This is a genomic window from Fibrobacter sp. UBA7003 (assembly GCA_002449765.1).
Taxonomy (GTDB): Bacteria; Fibrobacterota; Fibrobacteria; order Fibrobacterales; family Fibrobacteraceae; genus Fibrobacter.
This window is the reverse complement of sequence record DJXN01000014.1, coordinates 40,473-55,050: the sequence shown is the minus strand read 5'-3', so window position 1 is coordinate 55,050 and position 14,578 is coordinate 40,473. Positions and strand designations below refer to the sequence as shown.

Genomic DNA, 14,578 nt, shown 5'->3' with positions numbered 1-14,578 from the left:
GACTTTCTACAGTCGTCATGTTCGCGCAGGCGAACATCTTAGGCTCAGCGCCCTTGCTGTTCAGGATGACTCCGGGACCTGCAATCTTTCGTCTTTCGTCTATAGGACCGCAGGTCCGTTCTTTCGTCTAACTTACAGCTTGATGCTGCAGGGCTTGGCGTGCCAGATTTCCTCGGCGTACTGCTTGATGGTACGGTCGGAACTGAACTTGCCCATGCGGGCCACGTTGAGGATAGCCTTCTCGGCCCAAGCCTTCTTGTTCTGGTATTCCTTCGCCACCTTGGCCTGCATGTCCACGTAGCTGCGGAAGTCGGCGCAGAGCATGTACGGGTCGTGGGTGAGGAGTTTGTCTGCAATGTGCTTGAAGAGGTCCGGACGGTCGGGGCTGAAGAAGCCGGAACCGATGAGGTCAATCACGCGGCGCAGGTCGTCGTCCTTCTCGTAGAAGTCGCGCGGACGGTAGCCCTTGGCGAGCAGGTCGGTGACTTCTTCGACGGTGAGGCCGAAGATGAAGATGTTTTCGTCGCCGACTTCTTCCTTCATTTCCACGTTGGCGCCGTCGAGCGTACCGATGGTGAGCGCGCCGTTGAGGGCGAACTTCATGTTGCCGGTACCCGAGGCTTCGGTGCCCGCGGTAGAAATCTGTTCGGAGAGGTCAGCCGCCGGGATAATCTTCTCGGCGAAGGAGACGCGGTAGTTCTCGAGGAACACCATCTTGAGCTTGCCCTTGCAGACCGGGTCGGCGTCGATGATGGCGGCCACGGCGTTCGCGAGGCGGATGATCTGCTTGGCCATCCAGTAACCCGGAGCGGCCTTACCACCGATCATGATGGTACGCGGCAGGATTTCCTTGCCGTCCTTCACCTGGATGTACAGGTGAATGGCGTGGAGGATGTTCAGCAGCTGGCGCTTGTATTCGTGGATGCGCTTCACCTGCACGTCGAAGAACGTGTCGGTATCGACGTCGACGCCCTGCGTAGCCTTGAGGTACTTGGCGAGGCGTTCCTTGTTCTGCTTCTTGACGGCCATGAATTCCTTCTGGAATGTAGAGTCCTTCGCGAACTTCTCGAGTTTCTTCAGGTCATCGAGGTCCTTGACCCAGCTTTCGCCAATCTTCTTGGTGATGAGTTCGGACATGGCGGGGTTGGCCTTGCGGACCCAGCGACGCGGCGTCACGCCGTTCGTCTTGTTGTTGAACTTTTCGGGCCACAGTTCGTAGAAGTCCTTGAAGAGGGTCGTCTTCAAAAGGTCGGAGTGGAGAGCGGCCACGCCGTTCACGGCGAACGAACCCACGATGGAGAGGTAGGCCATGCGGACCATCTTGCAGCCGCCTTCCTCGATGAGGCTCATGCGGGCGAGGCGTGCATTGTCGCCGGGCCACTTCATGCTCACCATGCGCAGGAAGCGTGCGTTGATTTCGTAAATAATCTGGAGGTGACGCGGGAGGAGCTTCTCGAAGAGGCTGACCGGCCACTTCTCGAGGGCTTCCGGCATCAGGGTGTGGTTCGTGTAGGCGAACGTCTTGGTGACGATGTCCCAGGCTTCGTCCCATTCCATGTTCTCGATGTCGAGGAGAATGCGCATCATTTCGGCGATGGAGATTGCCGGGTGCGTATCGTTCAGCTGGATGGCGACCTTCTCGGGGAACTTCTTCCAATCGCCGTCATGGAGCTTCTTGAAGCGCTTGATGATATCCTGCAGGGAGGCGGAGCACAGGAAGTACTGCTGCTTGAGGCGCAGTTCCTTACCGTTCATGGAGGAGTCGTTCGGGTACAGCACCTTGGAGATGGTCTCGGAAAGTTCCATGTCCTGCACGGCGGCGATGTAGTCGCCGTTGTTGAAGTAGCTGAGGCCGAAGTCGTCGGTGGACTTCGCGCTCCAGAGGCGCAGGTTGTTCACGGTGTTGTTCTTGTAGCCCGGAATCGGGGTGTCGTACGGGAGGGCGAGCACGTAGTCCTTCGTTTCCCAGCGGTTGCGGAGCTTGCCCTTATCGTCCATCCAGCTCACCACGTAGCCGTAGAACGGGACCTTGATGGCGTTGGCCGGGCGGGCGATTTCCCAGGGGTTCGGGAGGCGCAGCCAGTTGTCCGGCTGTTCTTCCTGCTCGCCGTTCACAATCTTCTGGCTGAACATGCCGTATTCGTAGCGGATGCCCATGCCGGTGGCCGGGAGTTCGAGAGTTGCCATGGAGTCGAGGAAGCAGGCGGCGAGGCGGCCGAGGCCACCGTTACCCAAGCCCGCGTCGACTTCCTGTTCGCGGAGTTCTTCGAGGGTCATGCCGATTTCGTCGAGCGCTTCGGTGACGGCGCTTTCGACGTCGAGGTTCAGCACGGAGTTGCCGAGCGTGCGGCCAATCAAGAATTCGAGGGAGAGGTAGTAGACGCGCTTCACGTCCTGCTTGTAGTAGGTCTCCTGGGTCTTGATCCAGCGGTCCACGAGACGGTCGCGGACGGCGTATGCGACAGCGAGGAACTTCTCGTGGTCGGTCACGGTCACCTTGTTACGGGCGAGCGTGTGGTGGATGTGGTCGGTGAACGCCTTGCGGAACGATTCCGCGTCGGTGCCGAGCACTTCGACTTCTTCTGCTTTCTTGGTTGCTTTTGCCATGACTAAGCCTATGGGTTTATGGTTTAAACTGGTTCGGGAAACCCGATTTTACGGCGGTAAATTTAGAAAAAACTGTCCTGTATGTAAAAGGATTTTAATAAAAGCGGGGGCAAAACATGCTTGCGAGCGGCTATTCTTGTTTACCCACAATTTCATCCAAACATTTTCTTGCAAACTCGGTGGGTACTCGCATTGCAGATATCAACAGCCCCATTTTCTTGCAGACGCGGCGCACGTAGCGGATGTTTGATGGTTCAACGTTCCATATTATATATCCGTCGACGGATGAATCCAAGTTCCCCATTCGTTCATCCTCTTTGATTTTATTTATCAAGGAATCTTGAACATAGGCGGAGTTCAGAATATTGACAGGATAGATATCCCTTATACAACCTTGAAGAATTTTTTTATGATAGGCTTGCCACGAGTCGCCATTAGACACAACATTGCTGATACATTTACTTTGGCAATTCTTGGCTTTACAAACATAGCCATAATCAGCTGCGAAAAAATCTTTCAAATACAAAATGAAATTTGAGATATCTGGATTTTCAAAAAGAACATATACCTCATTGTAACCTTTGGGGTGTCCATCACTTATATGCAATAGATTGAGCCAATCTAATATGCCTTCTGAAGTTTCAAAATACAATGAAGCCGATATCATGGAACTGAATTTGACTTCCGAAATGGATTTTGCGGGAACATTTATATCATTATATCTTTCAGTCAAGAAATGATACTTGCGAGGCTTGAATGCGTTTGCTGGATAAGCACAAATTGCATCGAGTAATTCTCGTGAGATCTTAAAAGACCTATCATAGTTTATCAATACTAGATACTGATAAGATTTCCCAAAAAGCCAATCAAGCATATCGTTCTCTTTTTGACCGCGGATTCCTCAACACTGTTTCGCTATGGGCATTTGGTTTGGACTACTGAGTGCAACCTAGCGGGGATGTCCTAGGGGTCTTCGGATTCTGGGGCCGATTCTTTCTGCGTACGGATGTTTTCCATCAGGAAGTGGATGGCCTTGAGTCGGCCGTTGCATTTTTCTATACAGTTATCGTAAAACCCCTTGGTTTTCTCGTCCCACTCGGGCACGATTTCGGAGGCGTACAAAAAATGTTCGACGCAGATGGAAAGCTGGTCCGCTTCGCGCCGCAGGTCGTCTAGGTTCGATCTCGTGAAGAATGCCATAATGATAAAGATAAAAAAGAAAAGTCGTCCTAAGAGGTGGCTTGCACATGGTTTGGGGGGCTTTTTTGACACTCTTACATACTAAAACGGCAAAAGAGATGAAAAAGTATGTAAGAATGTGGACGTGTGGGGGAATTCGCGTGATGCTTTACATACTAGATGTCGGAAAATGCTTTGTTAGTATGTAAAATAAACTGTTAAAAGTGCTTTTTTGATTGTTAGTTTATTTGTGATTTTGCGAAAATTACATACTAAAGCCCCTCAACAGGCAAAATAGTATGTAAGGGACGTATTTTTGAACTCAAATTGATTAAATAACATATATTTAAAACATGTCTAAAAGGTTCTTTTTCATCTTGATTGCGCTGATGGCGGTTGCCCTTATCGGGTGTAACGAGGCGGAGAATGTGTTGAAAGACCCGCGCGATGGTCGCGTCTACAAGACAACTACAATTGGCGCGCAGACCTGGATGGCCGAGAACCTGGATTACGAAATAGCAGACAGCTATTGTTACAACAACGATACTAGCAACTGCAAAAAATATGGTCGCCTCTACACGAGGGATGCTGCGCTGAAAGTGTGCCCTGCGGGTTGGCACTTGCCCAGTAAGGAAGAATTCGATATTTTAATAAAGACTGTCGGTGGTGAAAAAATTGCGGGCGAGAAATTGAAGTCGAAAAGCGGTTGGAACGATGGTGGCAATGGTTCGGATGCTTTCGGTTTTTCGGCACTGCCTGCCGGTACTTGGTTCGATGGGGGAACCACGGGGGATGATGAAGGTTTCTCTGAAGAGACTGTTGGTACTGGCTTTTGGGGTTCTACGGAAAATGCGAACAAGGAACTTTACGAGATGAATTTGGTCGATGCTGATAATGCCCCTTATTTTAATTATAGGGGACGGGGCTTTGGAAATTCCGTCCGCTGCATAAAGGACTAGCGTGGTTATGGCTGCATGGCTGCGATTGAATGTGCTAATGACCATTGACCAATGACTAATGACTAAATTTACAGTATGAAAGTTGCGCTTTTCGGTTCGACCGGCCTTGTCGGGAAAAATGTCTTGAAACTCCTGGTGTGCCTTGACCAGGTGGAGCATGTGTACTGCCCGGTGCGTCGCGTGCCCGAGCCCGCCGAAACCGGTATTTTAGAGGGTGCCGCGAAAGTTGACTTCGATGTGGTTGACTTTGAACAGGTGGAAACGTTACGCGAGAAGTTTGCGGGCCTCGACGCGGCGATATGCTGCCTCGGCACGACTATCAAGCAGGCGGGTAGCAAGCCCGCGCAGGAGAAAATCGATGTGAGGCTCCCGCTATCGCTTGCGGCCGTCGCAAAGAAGGCGGGCGTGAGGCATTTTCTGTGCGTGAGTGCGCAGGGCGCGAATTCGCATTCGCCGTTCTTCTACAACCGCCTGAAGGGCATGCTCGAGGAAGGCCTCACGATGATGAACTTCGAGGCGCTAACGCTCGTGCGTCCGTCGCTACTGCTCGGCAAGCACAAGGACAAGCGATTCGGCGAAGAACTCATGCAGAAGATTTTTGGCAAGCATCTCGCGATACTGCCGGCGAGAATCCGTCCGGTGTTCGCGGAATCCGTCGCGGCTCATCTTGTGGCCTCGATGCTCAAGCCTCCATTCGACCATGTTTGCGCAAGCGACGGCGTGAAGGGCAAGCGGATTATTTACAACCGTGTGCTTTCGAGCACGAATGCAGAAGGGTTGTTCTAGCGGACCGCTTACTTGAATTTCCAGAACTTGTACAGGTATTTGGCGGTCTGGACGGGCGTCTTGAGGAAGGCGCTCTTCTTGTACCCGCTCAGGGCGAACCCCTGCAGTACCTTGTAGAGGCCAATCTGGTCTTCGCGATTGATGGCGAGCAGGAACCTGCGGAACTTGTACTCGAAATCGTGCGTCTTGCCGAAGTACTCGTAGCAGCGCTTTTCGTACTGCTTGAGGAAGTTGCGGCTGAGTGCCGCAGCCTCGCCGGAGGTTGCCCTGAGGCCCATGTCCACGTAGTCGGCGCAGAATCGGCCGGCCCTCATCGCGGCCGCGATGCCACCACCCGTGAGCGGGTTGGTGTGGTGGGCGGCGTCGCCCACGAGGGCCAGGCGGTCGAGCGTGTAGTCCTTGAGCGTGCTGGAAACAGGCACGAGCCCGCCTACGGTATGGTTGATCTTTGCCCCCGGGAAGAGTTTTTCGAGCCATTCCATCGTGATTTCGAGAATGTTGCCTGCATGCTTGCCCGCGGCGAGAAACCCTGCGCCGAAGTTCGTGACGTTCGACTTCTGCTTCGGGAAACTCCAGATGTAGCCGTCGTTGATAAAGTCGTGTCCCTGCCAGAAGGTGAGGTAGTCGGGCTTGGTCAAGATTCCCTGCACCTGGATGTCGACACCCGTGCACGTTTCGCGCGGGTCCTGGACGCTCTTGAGGCCCACCATGCGCCCGATGCGGCTTTCCACGCCGTCGGCCGCGATGACCATCTTCGCAAAAATTTCCTGCGTGCCCGTTTCGGTCACGCTACCGTCGCCGTTGCCTTTCCCGAGCACGACTCGCACCATGCGGGCATCGCCCTCGACATCGCCCACGAATTCGGCACGTGCGCAGGTCTCTACCTGGGCGCCGTCGTCGGCTGCAAGTTTTGCGAGCCACGGGTCAAAAACTTCGCGGTTGAGCATGATGCCCGTGTTCGGTTTCGGGACTTCAATGTTCACGCCGTTCGGGCCGTAAATGTAAAGCCCGTTGATGATGCTCTCGATGCAGCTCTCGTCGATGGGGCCGTATGTCTGGAGGTCGGCCAGCGTGGTGCTCGCCTCCCCGCACCGTACCGGGAAGCCGATGCGTTCGCGCTTCTCGAGGAGCAAAACCTTGTGCCCCGCCCGTGCTAAGTTCCTTGCGGCAACGGAGCCGCCGGGCCCGGCACCTATCACCACGACATCGTAACGGGAATCAAGCATCGTTCACCTCCGTAATCGTGAGCGCACCGACGGGGCATGCCTTTGCGCAGATGCCGCAGCGCACGCATTTTTCGGAATCAATCTGCAGGTCGAGCCCGAACATGTCGAGCGCCATCTTGGGGCACACGCCAACGCAGCCCGCGCAGGCGAGGCAGATCTTACGGTCGTGAACGAGTTTTTTCATTGTAAAACAATATAATAAAAAAGATCCCCGCCTTCGCGGGGATGACAAGTAAAAGGTGGTGGGGATGACAAATTACGTGAGTCGTGTCTACTATTTTTGCAATTCGTAGAACGCCATGAGCCATGCCTGGAGGCGTGTCCAATCCTTTTCGCCGTCCTTGCGGATGTAACTTCCCGGGAGGAATGTGACAAAGTCCTCGAGCGTATAGTCGCCGGTGCGGATTCCGCGGATTCCGCCGTAGAATTCTGCGGCGGGTTTCAGGTCGGTGTCGTGGACCGTCTGCCCGTCGATGGCGATGGTCAGGTGCTTCTCGTAGATGACAAGAGAGAAGTGGTGTTTCTTTCCGTCGAAGAATTTTGTCTTTCCGTATACTTCGCTATTGGCCGAGTCGGCGCTAACCTTGAGCATGGTGCACACGGATTGCGGGTCGCTTTCGCATTGGGCAATCTTGAAACCGAGAGTGTCGTTGCCCGCAGAGAAGAGGACGGGCTTCGAGTCGGTGTCGATATCCTTGGTGTCGAGCCAGAAGCTGACTGCGAAACTGTTTTCTTGCCAGTTGTATTCGTGCGTAATGGTGCAGTTGTCGCCAAGGGCGGTCTCCGTCGCCGCCGTATTTTGCTGCCGCTTGTACATGATGCAATATCCGAAGGATTCACTGTGCGTGTTGAACAGCGTGTCTTCGAACGTAGTCCCGGGTTCTATGGTGGCATGGAGGTGCTGGATGTTGGGGTAGATTTCGTCAGTGATGTAGCCGCCCTGTAGCCAGCGGGCTGTTAGCGTATCCTTGCCAATCCTTCTGACGGACATCCAGTAGCGGGCTTCCTGCGTTTCGCCTTCGGCCTTCAGCGAGAAGATGCGGTTGCCGAGCTCGTCGACGAGCGGATCGGGGGTGTTGCCGTAGTCGTCGTTTTCCGGGTAATCGTAGACCTTTGTCGAAAGCTTGTAGGGGATGAACAGGGAATCCAGTGTGGGTTCAAGCCCGAGGGAATCGAGCAGGTGGAGTGCGCGTTCGGGGAGCGCGAGCCTGATGGAATCGACTGCATAGCCACCGCCTCCCACGCCCCAGAAGAATGTGCTGCCGGGCTTGAGTTCCAGGGTGCCCCCCGATTCTTGCGCCTTTCCTTCGTGCCAAATCCATTTGGCGCCGATTATTCCCGGGGGGACTCCTTCGATGGTGAGGTAACCGTTTTCGATGTCCTCTTGCGTGATGGCCGCGCAGACGAAACTTCCTTCGAAGCAGATGGAATCGGCGTCAACATTGTGATGATCACGCAATTCTGCCGTGGCGATGTTGAGTGTCGCCGGTTCGCCGATTTCGATCTCGTGATGGACGATGCTCGAATCACGCGAGGAGAAATAATGGTAGTCGTAAATGAAGCCGACCAGCGTATCTTTCTTGATGGCGGCCTTTGCGAAAAGCCTTGCAGTGCATCCGTGACGCCGGGTGCAATCGGCGATGCTGTCGAACGCGAACGTTCCGTCGTCATCCGAAAGGGTAGAGTCGAGGACTATGGTGTGGTGGGTGAGGGAGTCGTCGCCTGTGAAGTACACGCGTGCCTGCGGGATGGGCTTGCCGTCCGTTCCGTTCACGATGCCGGTCACCTTTACGTATTCCGCCTGGGCCGTCTGTCCCGATTCCGTCTCGGTAATCACACCTGTGGTGTCCGTGCCGTTGCTGCATGCGCTGAGGAGCGCGAAAACCGCCCCCGCGAACAGGATGACATTCGAATAAATATTTCGTCCAAACATAAAACCCCTACTCCAAATTCGAAAACAGGTGGATGTTCATCTGGTAGACGCCGTCGGCATGCTCCTTGTCCTCGCCGATGATGCGCCTTGCCTTCGCCTTGAATTCCTGCAGTTCGGCCTCGAGCTTCTTGTACGCCTCGCTCGAGATGCTGAACGTGAGAGTGCTCATGACGGTCGGCTTCTTGGGCGGCGTGATGAGCGCCTGTTTCGAGAGCTCGAAACACTGCAACTGGTACTGCTTGATGAGTTCCGCGTTGTTGTACGGCCCGCTGCTGATGCTTTCCTTGGTGGGTTTCCAGAAGCCTTCTTCGTTCTTGCGGGCAAGCCCGAGGCGTTCCAGCAGGGCGAGCGAATCCTTCAGCTTGCCGAGAGGGACCTTCGGGAAAATCCTCTTCTGCACGGGCGCCATGTCGTCGCCCACGTCCATCGCGTCCAGTATGGCGAAGAGCGCGCTGTGGTACCAGCGGCTATAATATTCGTAGGCGTCTTCATTTAATATGTGCTGCGGGTTCGGGTGCAGTTTCAGCAGTTCCTGCATCGCTGCGTTGCGGGCGGCGTCGTTTTTCGCCTGGTCGAGTTCCACCATCGTCTCGAAGTACTTCGCCTCTTTCTTGTCGAGTTCGAGGATTTCGATGAACTTTGCCACCATGCGGGGGCTGACCTTCTTGCCCCTGAGGACATCGGCAAAGTAGCTGCGGCTCTTCTCGAGCCCGAGAAGGTTGCAGATTTCGGTACGCGTAAAGCCGGGTTCCGCCTTGGCGCGGGCGGTCTGGTATTCTTCCAGGAACTTGCGGAAGTGCGTAAACTGGTATATGTCTAGGTACTGGTTCATAGCTTTTGGGCCCGGTGTGGGCGCTTCCTATAATATAGATAAAAAACTTCAAAAATGAGAACTTTTTTGAGAACAAAAAGGGGAAAGAGGCGTAGAAAGGCTTCCGGAATGCGCATCTCCTTGATACTCTTTGAGATAAAAGAAAAATAAAAGATTCCCGTAAAGAACAAAGATGCTCCATTCGGGCGGAAAATTCCGCCCATAAAGGCGATTTTTCTATCTTTTGGCGCGAATTTTATGAGGTAATCCTTATGGGTAATGAGGCAGAAAAGCCGAGTATCATTACGTCCTCGCTTGACTTCCTGGTCAACTGGGGCCGAACCAATTCCCTGTGGCCGTTCCCCTACGGTACGGCTTGTTGTGCAATCGAGTTCATGAGTACGGAAGTGGGCCGCTACGACCTTTCGCGTATCGGGTCTGAGTATGTGCGTTTTACGCCGCGTCAGTCCGATGTGCTTTTGGTCTCGGGTACGATCACCTACAAGCAGGCTCCGATTCTGAAGCGTATCTACGAGCAGATGGCCGAACCGCGCTGGGTTATCGCTATGGGCGCATGCGCCTGCTCGGGCGGTTTTTACGACTGCTACTGCACGGTTCCGGGCATTGACCACATTATCCCTGTGGACGTGTATATCGGTGGCTGCCCCAGCCGTCCGGAAGCGTTCTTCGATGCCATGTTCGACCTGCAGAAGAAGATCAAGGACGAATCTTACATGAAGCAGCGCGCCGAACAGGTGAAGGACCAGCTCGAGATGATCAAGGCGAAGACTGCCGAAGCCAAGGCCAATGCGAAGGCCTTTGCCCAGGAGAAGGTTACCGACATCAAGGACTTCGTCGTTGAAAAAGAACAGAACATTGTTAAGAAAGCCCAGTTCTGGAAGGAGTAGAAGATAATGACTGCTGAAGAAATCTTCTCTTGCCTGGAAGAAAAGTTCGGCGCGAAACGCGAAACTCTCGACAAGTGGAGCGTGACTGCCGTGCTGAGCGCCACCTACCTGCGCAATGCGGTTGAATTCCTGAGGGATGGTGACGCCGCGAAGTTCGAGATGCTCGTGGATATCGCGGGCATCGACTACCTGACCTACCCGAACCACGAGGGCCCGCGCTTTGCGGTGGCCTATGCGCTCAAGAGCATTTCGAACCCGGGACTCCGCATCCGTCTGAAGGTGCTGGTCGGGGAGGATAACCTCAAGGTCCCGACCATTAGTGACCTGTATGCGAACGCCAACTGGTACGAACGTGAAGTCTACGACCAGTTCGGAATCGTGTTCGATGGCCACCCGGACCTCCGCCGCCTGTTGAACCACGTTGAATTTGTCGGTCACCCGCTCCGCAAGGACTACCCGGCCCAGAAGCGCCAGTGGCTCTCCACCAACGACTACCTGCTCCCGGAACTTGAAAAGCGCCTGCAGGACCTTGGCTACAGGGTCATCCAGCGCAGCAAGGAAGTGGAGACAAACGATAACGAATTCTTGGAAGGGAGTATCAAGGAATGATTGTACTGGATAAGAATGGCGATAAGCTGAACCTGATGCCCCTGAACGTGGGCCCGAGCCACCCGGCCACTCACGGCTGCTTGCGCTTTTTGGCCGCGATGGACGGCGAGACGATTGTCGCGAGCGTAGAAGAAATCGGATACCTGCACCGCGGGTTCGAGAAGATGGTGGAACGCGGCACCTGGCAGCAGGTGGTCCCGTATACCGACCGCCTCAACTACTGCTCGGCCATCATGAACAACATCGCGTACTGCCGTGCGGTAGAGAACATGTTCGGCGTAGAAATCACGGAACGTTGCAAGGTGCTCCGCGTAATTGTAAATGAGCTCAGCCGTATCAACGACCACTTCGTGTGCGTCGCGGCGGCCTTCCAGGATTTGGGTGGAACGACTCCGTTCATGTACGCCTTTAACCCCCGCGAAGAAATCATGTGCATCTGGGAAAAGCTCACGGGTGCGCGCCTCACGAACAGCTACGCCCGCATTGGCGGCCTCTACCGCGACAGCTACGATGGATTTGAAAACGATGTGCTTGCGGCCCTTGGTTCTGTCGAGAAGGCCCTGAAGGACCTGCACGCATGCCTTGACCGTAACCGCATCTTCCTCGACCGTACGGTGGGAATCGGCAAGATTTCTGCAGAACGCGCCATCAGCTACGGCTGGACGGGCCCGTGCCTGCGCGCCTCGGGTGTCGCATCTGACCTGCGCAAGGATGAACCCTACTACGATTACGAAACCTACGACTGGGAAGTCGTGGTTGGCACGCAGGGCGACTGCAACGACCGCCTCCAGGTGCGTCTCGCTGAAATCGAGGAATCCGTGAAGATCGTGCGCCAGGCCCTGAAGCGCCTTACGCCAGGGCCGGTCGACATCGTCGACCCACGCATTCGCGTGCCGGCGCACAAGCTCGCCTACCAGGATATGGAAGGCCTCATCGGGCGCTTCAAGAGCGTGTACGAAGGCATCCGCGTCCCCGAGGGAGAATACTACTGCGGAAGCGAGTGCGCGAACGGCGAACTCGGCTTCACGATTGTTTCTGACGGCAGCGGCCATCCGTACCGCATCAAGGTGCGCCCACCCTGCCTCACGCAGTTTGCCGCATTCCACGAACTTGTGGAAGGTGGCCAGCTTGCCGACTCCATGGCCGTACTTTCGGGCCTCAACATTATCGCTGGAGAACTTGACCGATGAGAGAACATATTCAAGGTGCAGTCCAGTTCGTTTCGAACAACCGTTTAAAGTTCGACCGTCCCGCGCAGCCCATCGAGGCCCTGCCGGATCCCGGCCAGACGTTCGGTTATGTAAACAAGGAAGTTCCGCAACCCTCCCCGAAGGAAGTGCTCGCAAAGCTTGAGACTCCTGAAATCAAGGAACGTTGCGCTGACCTGCTTAGCCGCTATCCGGTGGGCCAGGGAGCCCTCCTCGAAGTGCTGTGGCTCGTGCAGGGCGTGTTCGGCTGGGTGCCGCGCGAAGGCATCCGTTGGGCGGCCAAGGTTTGCGGTTGCGCGCCGGCCCATGCGCTCGGTGTCGCGACCTTCTACACCATGTATAACCACGCGCCGAAGGGCAAGTTCCTGCTGCAGTTCTGCCGCAACATCAGCTGCACCATCAAGGGTGCGCCGGCTCTGATCGCGCACGTGGAAAAGTCCCTGAACATCAAGACGGGCGAGACAACTCCGGACGGCCTCTTCACGCTTTTGCAGGTGGAATGCCTCGGTAGCTGCGGCAACGGCCCGATGATGCTCGTGAACGACGACTTCGCGACCGACGTGGAAAACGACCAGCTGGTGATGAAGCCGGGGACGACGCTTACCGAAGAAAGCATTGCCCGCATCCTCAAGTGGTGCTATGCCCACGAAGACAACGTCCCGAAGCACGATGTTCTCGGTGGAATCGTGAAGGGCCACGGCGGCCACCCCGGCGCTCCGGGTGCTACGGCCAAGCCGCAGGTCGCCGACTACGCTCCGCCCTCTCCGGTTTTGAACGTGAAGGCCGAAGCCGACGAAAACGGCGCCACTCTCACCTGGAAGGGCGCTCCCGAATTCACGAAGATTGTGGTCGAAAAGAAGAACGGCTCCAAGTGGGACGTCGTTGGCGAACCCGGCGTGAAGGACAAGGCTTTTGTGGATGCTGCCGGCAAGGTCGGCGACGTGTACCGCATGATTGCAACTTCCGGTGAACGCACGGCGAAACCTTCTAACGAGGCCGTCACCACCCAGAAGCCGGCTCCGGTCGAGGAGGCTAAGTAATTATGGCTGAATGTGTAAAAGTTTGTACGCAGAATTTTGGCAAGGGTGCCCAGGACATCGAAGTCTACAAGAAACTGGGCGGCTATGCGAACATTTCGGAACGCCTGTTCAACATGAGCCAGTTCGAGCTCATCGACTACGTGCAGCGCTCTAACCTGCGTGGCCGTGGCGGTGCAGGCTTCCCGACCGGTATGAAGTGGAGCTTCGTTCCCCGCAATTCCGGCAAGCCCGTGTATATCGTGGTGAACGCCGACGAAGGCGAAGGCGGAACGTTCAAGGACCACTTCTTGATGCTCGAAGATCCGCACCGCTTGATCGAAGGCCTGATTATTGCAGCTTGGGCTCTCGGTAGCCGTGCTGCCTACATCTACTGCCGCGGCGAGTTCCTACCTTGCATCGAGAGCATCAACAAGGCGCTGAACCAGGCATACGCTGCCGGCTACCTCGGCGAAAACATTATGGGCACCAAGTTCTGCTTCGATATCTTCGTGCATCGCGGCGCCGGCGCCTACATCTGCGGTGAAGAAACTGCTCTTATCAACTCGCTCGAAGGCCAGAAGGGCCAGCCCCGCCTGAAGCCGCCTTTCCCGGCGGTGAGCGGTGCATGGAAGAGCCCGACTTGCGTGAACAACGTGGAGACCATCATGGCGCTCCCGTGGATTCTGCAGCATGACCCGAGCGAATATGCCAAGATGGGTACGCCCCGTGCCGGCGGTACGAAGGTGTTCTGCATCAGTGGCGACGTGAAGAATCCGGGCGTGTACGAGGCTCCTCTCGGAACCCCGATGATGACGATGATCAACGAATATGCCGGTGGTGTCGTGGGCGGAAAGCTCAAGGCCGTGTTGCCGGGCGGTTCCTCTTGCGCTCCGCTGACTGCCGAAGAAGCGGCGGTCGCGACGATGGATTACGAATGCCTCGCCTCGATGAAGACGATGTTCGGTTCGGGCGCCATGATCGTGATCAACGATACCCACAACATGGTGGACCTCTTGAACTGCCTCGGCAACTTCTATAGTCACGAATCTTGCGGCCAGTGCACTCCGTGCCGCGAAGGTACGGGTCTTCTGCACCGCATGCTGAATCTGATTGTCGAAGGCAAGGGCCACGACGGCGACGTGGAACTGATGCAGAGCCTCTGCGGCGGTTTTGGCGGCGTGACGATTTGCCCGCTGTCCATTTCGCTTGGCGGCCCCGTTTCGAGCTACACGGCGAAGTTCCGTGCGGACTTCGATGAATATATCGCAAAGAACCCCGACCACGCCAAGCCGCGTGTTCAGGAAACCTATCGTCCTGGAATTTTCTGGTAATA

At 55.5% G+C, this 14,578-nt stretch carries 13 protein-coding genes and 1 pseudogene; 7 read left to right on the top strand and 7 right to left on the bottom strand.

Annotation, left to right across the window (positions count from 1 at the left end; genetic code table 11):
• Positions 1–132 precede the first annotated feature (132 nt).
• The 3 genes from B2952_RS11030 to B2952_RS11020 all read right to left on the bottom strand — a co-directional run bounded on the left by B2952_RS11030 (position 133) and on the right by B2952_RS11020 (position 3,807).
• The gene (locus tag B2952_RS11030; protein ID WP_290734299.1) at positions 133–2,607 is read right to left on the bottom strand and encodes a glycogen/starch/alpha-glucan phosphorylase; all 2,475 of its coding nucleotides are present in this window, start codon (positions 2,605–2,607) and stop codon (positions 133–135) included.
• 130 nt (positions 2,608–2,737) lie between these two features.
• Positions 2,738–3,481, bottom strand: coding sequence for a hypothetical protein (locus tag B2952_RS11025; protein ID WP_290732435.1), 744 nt, complete (start codon positions 3,479–3,481; stop codon positions 2,738–2,740).
• Between the two features lie 89 nt (positions 3,482–3,570).
• The gene (locus B2952_RS11020; protein WP_290732432.1) at positions 3,571–3,807 is read right to left on the bottom strand and encodes a hypothetical protein; all 237 of its coding nucleotides are present in this window, start codon (positions 3,805–3,807) and stop codon (positions 3,571–3,573) included.
• A 332-nt stretch (positions 3,808–4,139) separates the two neighbouring features.
• Here B2952_RS11020 and B2952_RS11015 point away from each other — a divergent pair, with 332 nt between their 5' ends.
• Both B2952_RS11015 and B2952_RS11010 read left to right on the top strand, forming a co-directional pair.
• Positions 4,140–4,745, top strand: coding sequence for a fibrobacter succinogenes major paralogous domain-containing protein (locus tag B2952_RS11015; RefSeq protein ID WP_290732429.1), 606 nt, complete (start codon positions 4,140–4,142; stop codon positions 4,743–4,745).
• Positions 4,746–4,820: 75 nt separating this feature from the next.
• A complete protein-coding gene (locus B2952_RS11010) occupies positions 4,821–5,531 on the top strand; it encodes an NAD(P)H-binding protein (protein ID WP_290732426.1) in 711 nt (236 codons plus the stop codon).
• A gap of 8 nt (positions 5,532–5,539) precedes the next feature.
• On the opposite strand, the gene B2952_RS11005 is transcribed toward B2952_RS11010, so the two are convergent.
• From B2952_RS11005 to B2952_RS10990, 4 genes are all read right to left on the bottom strand, one after another.
• The gene (locus tag B2952_RS11005; protein WP_290732423.1) at positions 5,540–6,757 is read right to left on the bottom strand and encodes a geranylgeranyl reductase family protein; all 1,218 of its coding nucleotides are present in this window, start codon (positions 6,755–6,757) and stop codon (positions 5,540–5,542) included.
• Complete coding sequence (locus B2952_RS11000; RefSeq protein WP_173366666.1) at positions 6,750–6,941, bottom strand: 4Fe-4S binding protein; 192 nt, start codon at positions 6,939–6,941, stop codon at positions 6,750–6,752. Before B2952_RS11000 ends, B2952_RS11005 begins: the two co-directional genes overlap by 8 nt.
• A gap of 90 nt (positions 6,942–7,031) precedes the next feature.
• The gene (locus tag B2952_RS10995) at positions 7,032–8,690 is read right to left on the bottom strand and encodes a carboxypeptidase-like regulatory domain-containing protein (protein ID WP_290732420.1); all 1,659 of its coding nucleotides are present in this window, start codon (positions 8,688–8,690) and stop codon (positions 7,032–7,034) included.
• A gap of 7 nt (positions 8,691–8,697) precedes the next feature.
• On the bottom strand, positions 8,698–9,522 hold the full coding sequence (locus B2952_RS10990) for a TIGR02147 family protein (RefSeq protein WP_290732417.1): 825 nt from the start codon (positions 9,520–9,522) through the stop codon (positions 8,698–8,700).
• Positions 9,523–9,773: 251 nt separating this feature from the next.
• On the opposite strand from B2952_RS10990, the pseudogene B2952_RS10985 reads away from it, so the two are divergent.
• The 5 genes and pseudogenes from B2952_RS10985 to nuoF form a co-directional block, all read left to right on the top strand.
• Positions 9,774–10,274 (top strand): annotated as a pseudogene (locus B2952_RS10985) (NADH-quinone oxidoreductase subunit B); the annotation flags it as partial.
• A gap of 141 nt (positions 10,275–10,415) precedes the next feature.
• Entirely contained in the window at positions 10,416–11,018 is a 603-nt protein-coding gene (locus B2952_RS10980) for an NADH-quinone oxidoreductase subunit C (protein WP_290734301.1), read from the top strand.
• Positions 11,015–12,208: an NADH-quinone oxidoreductase subunit D gene (locus B2952_RS10975; protein WP_290726383.1), complete on the top strand. Its 1,194-nt coding sequence runs from the start codon at positions 11,015–11,017 to the stop codon at positions 12,206–12,208. The genes B2952_RS10980 and B2952_RS10975 overlap by 4 nt, the downstream gene beginning before the upstream one ends.
• Positions 12,205–13,266: a complex I 24 kDa subunit family protein gene (locus B2952_RS10970; protein ID WP_173382707.1), complete on the top strand. Its 1,062-nt coding sequence runs from the start codon at positions 12,205–12,207 to the stop codon at positions 13,264–13,266. The genes B2952_RS10975 and B2952_RS10970 overlap by 4 nt, the downstream gene beginning before the upstream one ends.
• A 2-nt stretch (positions 13,267–13,268) precedes the next feature.
• Positions 13,269–14,576, top strand: a complete 1,308-nt coding sequence (gene nuoF, locus B2952_RS10965; protein WP_290734303.1) for an NADH-quinone oxidoreductase subunit NuoF — start codon at positions 13,269–13,271, stop codon at positions 14,574–14,576.
• The last annotated feature ends 2 nt before the right edge of the window (positions 14,577–14,578 follow it).

Coding starts and splice junctions, on each gene's coding strand:
- B2952_RS11030 (WP_290734299.1), bottom strand. CDS start 2,607: ATGGCAAAAGCAACCAAGAAAGCAGAAGAAGTCGAAGTGCTCGGCACC.
- B2952_RS11025 (WP_290732435.1), bottom strand. CDS start 3,481: ATGCTTGATTGGCTTTTTGGGAAATCTTATCAGTATCTAGTATTGATA.
- B2952_RS11020 (WP_290732432.1), bottom strand. CDS start 3,807: ATGGCATTCTTCACGAGATCGAACCTAGACGACCTGCGGCGCGAAGCG.
- B2952_RS11015 (WP_290732429.1), top strand. CDS start 4,140: ATGTCTAAAAGGTTCTTTTTCATCTTGATTGCGCTGATGGCGGTTGCC.
- B2952_RS11010 (WP_290732426.1), top strand. CDS start 4,821: ATGAAAGTTGCGCTTTTCGGTTCGACCGGCCTTGTCGGGAAAAATGTC.
- B2952_RS11005 (WP_290732423.1), bottom strand. CDS start 6,757: ATGCTTGATTCCCGTTACGATGTCGTGGTGATAGGTGCCGGGCCCGGC.
- B2952_RS11000 (WP_173366666.1), bottom strand. CDS start 6,941: ATGAAAAAACTCGTTCACGACCGTAAGATCTGCCTCGCCTGCGCGGGC.
- B2952_RS10995 (WP_290732420.1), bottom strand. CDS start 8,690: ATGTTTGGACGAAATATTTATTCGAATGTCATCCTGTTCGCGGGGGCG.
- B2952_RS10990 (WP_290732417.1), bottom strand. CDS start 9,522: ATGAACCAGTACCTAGACATATACCAGTTTACGCACTTCCGCAAGTTC.
- B2952_RS10980 (WP_290734301.1), top strand. CDS start 10,416: ATGACTGCTGAAGAAATCTTCTCTTGCCTGGAAGAAAAGTTCGGCGCG.
- B2952_RS10975 (WP_290726383.1), top strand. CDS start 11,015: ATGATTGTACTGGATAAGAATGGCGATAAGCTGAACCTGATGCCCCTG.
- B2952_RS10970 (WP_173382707.1), top strand. CDS start 12,205: ATGAGAGAACATATTCAAGGTGCAGTCCAGTTCGTTTCGAACAACCGT.
- nuoF (WP_290734303.1), top strand. CDS start 13,269: ATGGCTGAATGTGTAAAAGTTTGTACGCAGAATTTTGGCAAGGGTGCC.